The organism is Streptomyces sp. NPDC057474 (assembly GCF_042802555.1).
Classification (GTDB): domain Bacteria; phylum Actinomycetota; class Actinomycetes; order Streptomycetales; family Streptomycetaceae; genus Streptomyces.
This window is the reverse complement of sequence record NZ_JBHVDX010000443.1, coordinates 1-2993: the sequence shown is the minus strand read 5'-3', so window position 1 is coordinate 2993 and position 2993 is coordinate 1. Positions and strand designations below refer to the sequence as shown.

Annotated in this window: 3 protein-coding genes; all 3 read right to left on the bottom strand. The window is 71.7% G+C overall.

From position 1 onward, the window contains the following. Positions 1-19: 19 nt before the first annotated feature. The 3 genes from ACFU53_RS47440 to ACFU53_RS47430 all read right to left on the bottom strand — a co-directional run bounded on the left by ACFU53_RS47440 (position 20) and on the right by ACFU53_RS47430 (position 2769). On the bottom strand, positions 20-688 hold the full coding sequence (locus ACFU53_RS47440) for a transglycosylase SLT domain-containing protein (RefSeq protein WP_384006710.1): 669 nt from the start codon (positions 686-688) through the stop codon (positions 20-22). 303 nt (positions 689-991) lie between these two features. Further along, entirely contained in the window at positions 992-2077 is a 1086-nt protein-coding gene (locus ACFU53_RS47435; RefSeq protein ID WP_384006707.1) for an S-adenosylmethionine:tRNA ribosyltransferase-isomerase, read from the bottom strand. Continuing rightward, positions 2074-2769 carry an SDR family NAD(P)-dependent oxidoreductase gene (locus tag ACFU53_RS47430; RefSeq protein ID WP_384006704.1) on the bottom strand — a complete coding sequence of 232 codons (696 nt, stop codon included), beginning with the start codon at positions 2767-2769 and terminating at the stop codon, positions 2074-2076. The genes ACFU53_RS47435 and ACFU53_RS47430 overlap by 4 nt, the downstream gene beginning before the upstream one ends. Between the last annotated feature and the right edge of the window lie 224 nt (positions 2770-2993).

The following is a 2993-nucleotide window of genomic DNA, read 5'->3' as shown; positions in this document are numbered from 1 at the left end:
TCAGAGGTCCGAGCAGGCCTCAGTACGCGCTGTTGACGTTGTCGATCGACCCGTAGCGGTCGGCGGCGTAGTTCGCGGCGGCCGTCAGGTTGGCGACCGGGTCGTACTGGCTCTTGGCCGTGCCCGGGACGTGGTACGCGTCGAAGGTCGGCTTGATGACCTGCAGCAGACCGATCGACGGGACGCCGTTGATGGCGTTGATGTCCCAGTCGTTGATGGCGTTCGGGTTGCCCGAGGACTCCCGCATGATGTTCTTGTGCAGGCCGTTGTAGGTGCCCGGGATCTTGTGCTTCTTCATGATGTCGAGCGCCTCGCGGATCCAGCCGTCGAGGTTGTTCGGGTACGACTTCGCGGCGGCGGCCTTGACCTGGGCGGCGCGCTTGGCGGACCGGCTCGCGGCCTCCTTCTTCGCGCGCTCCTGCTCGGCCTTCTTCTTGGCCGCGGCGGCGGCGGCCTTCTTGTCGGCGTCGGCCGCCTGGTCGGTGACGCTCGCCTTGGTCGCCTGGGCCGCGTTCTGACTGAACGCCACCGGCGCCGCGGACACCGTCTTCGCGGAGGTCTGAGCCTCGGCCGGCACCAGCGAGAACGCGAGGGAGGCGGCGCCGACGGCGGCCACTCCGGCGAACGACAGCTTGTGGGTCTTGGTCAGGGCGAGACGGTGGACGAGGGTGTTGGCGTTCTTGGGCATGAAGTGATGGACCTCTTCGAATAGCGCGGAGGTCGCTCTCGGGCCGGTTCAGGACACTGCTCTTCCAGCGCAAACGCCGCGGTCGAAAACCCGCGGCGTCGAGCGACGTCAGCCATTCTTAGCGGCCGCAAAATTCGATGGCAAAGGTGTGACGTACGAAGCTTCATAGTTGAGACGGAAACGGCAAAATGGGACAGAACAGCACGTCTGCCCCGCTCAAACCGGCCCTATTCATCTCCTAAGGAGCGTCGTACGTGATGTGCGCCCTATGCGCGGGCTCACATCGAGCGTGCCGAGCCTTTACTAGCAGTTGCGTGAGCAATGCACTACGTGAGGCCCCTCTCCTGGGAGGATCAGATGCACGTCCCCGAACTCGTGCCACAGGTAGCGCCCCCCGACCGCCTCCTCGTACGCGCGGTCGATCGCCGCCCGCCCCGCGACCGCCTCCAGCATCAGCAGGTGCGAGGCCTCCGGCTCGTGCAGGCCCGTCAGCAGCCCGTCGACCACCCGCACCCCGTGCTCCGGCGTCACCACCAGATCCGTCCAGCCCTCACGCGCCCGTACGACGCCGTCGGACCCGGTGGCGGACTCCACGGCCCGCACCGCCGTCGTCCCCACCGCGACGACCCGCCCGCCACCCGCCCGCGCCGCGTTGAGCAGCCGCGCCGACGCCTCCGGCACCGCGAACCGCTCCGGGTACGGCGGCTCGTGCGCCTCCGCCGACGCCACCCCGGTATGCAGCGTGACCGGCGCGAACTGCACCCCCCGGCTCACCAGCTCCGCCACCAGCCGCGCCGTGAACGGCCGCCCCGCACTCGGCATCTCCGCACTCCCCGCCCCGTCCTGCGACGGCAACGCGAACACCGTCTGATACACGGACAACGGCTGATCCCGCTCCGTATAGGAGTAACGAATGGGCCGCCCGTGCTCCCGCCGCACCCCGACGACCGCCGGTGAGGACGCACGTGCCCACCACAGCCGCTCGCCCCGCTCGCTCAGCGGCTCCTCCAGGACCAGCCGTACGCCCCCGGGAAGCCGCACCTCCGTCCCCGCGGGACCGCCCGCACGCGCGCGCGTAGTGCCGCGCCCGTCCGGATCCCGCAGCTCCACGGCCCACCGCCCGTCGTCGCCCCGCGTGGAGAAATGCACCACCACGCGCGCGTCCCCGATCGTCCCGTCCACCGCCGCCGCCAGCGTCGGCGACGTGTTGACGACCAGCAGGTCCCCCGCCCGCAGCAGCCCCGGCAGCGCCACGAACTCGTGATGAGACACCTCCGTACCGTGCGACACCAGCAGCCGTACGCCGTCCCGGTCGAGGCCCGGCCCGCGCTGCTCGGCCGGCACGCGCGCGTGCAACTCCTCCGGGACACGCACCGTCGCCGTCGTCATCGCCCCTCCAGCAGGGACGGCGCCCCGTAGCGGCCACTGGCCGGCCGCTCGTCGAGCAATCGCAGAAAGGCCGGGACCACACTCTTCGGGCTCGGCCGCGGATCGTCGTCGTCCGGTACGGCCGCCGCGTACAGGTCCGTGCCCATGTCCCCGGGGTCCACGGCCCACACCCGAAGCCCCGGCTCCTCCTCGGCCAGCACCGCCGACAGATGGTCCAGCGCCGCCTTGGAGGCCCCGTAGCCGCCCCACGTCTCGTACGCCTCGGCCGCCGCGTCCGAGCTCACGCCGATCACCGCGCCCGCGCCGGAGGCCCGCAACAACGGCAGCGCCTCCTGGACCAGCCCCAGCGCCGCGACCACATTGACCTCCAGGGCCCGCCGCAGCCCGTCCAGGGCCAGCCCCTCCAGCCGTACGAGCGGCTCGGCACCCAACGCGCTCGCGTTGTTCACCAGCAGGTCGACCCCGCCCAGCCCACGCGCCGCCGCCACCAGCCCGGTCCGGTGCCCGGCGTCCGTGACATCCCCCGGCAGAGCCTCCACCCGCGTCCCGTACGCCGACAGCTCCGCCGCCGTCTCCTTCAGGACCTCGGCGGTCCTGGCCTCGAGCACCAGGTCCCACCCGCGCTCCGCCAGCGCCGCGCCGAGTGCCCGGCCCAGCCCTTTCGAGGCCCCCGTGATGATCGCTACCGGCATGACATTCGTCCCCTCGTCCTCGACCGCCTCCCGAACCGGTCGGCGGTGATCCCAACGTAGGAACGGGACCGCCCACACCGCCTCGTGCGCGGGCCGCAAAGCGCCGGGGCCCTTTGCCCTAGGCCGCCGGGCCGGGGCCCAGCCACCACAACCCCCGCCGACGGTGGAAGTCCACCCGACGCCGCCCGGCGGGGACGACCCCCGCTGACGAAAACCCCCCACAG

Excerpts from the sequence above, each read along its gene's own strand:
- ACFU53_RS47440 (WP_384006710.1), bottom strand. The coding sequence starts at position 688 with ATGCCCAAGAACGCCAACACCCTCGTCCACCGTCTCGCCCTGACCAAG.
- ACFU53_RS47435 (WP_384006707.1), bottom strand. The coding sequence starts at position 2,077 with ATGACGACGGCGACGGTGCGTGTCCCGGAGGAGTTGCACGCGCGCGTG.
- ACFU53_RS47430 (WP_384006704.1), bottom strand. The coding sequence starts at position 2,769 with ATGCCGGTAGCGATCATCACGGGGGCCTCGAAAGGGCTGGGCCGGGCA.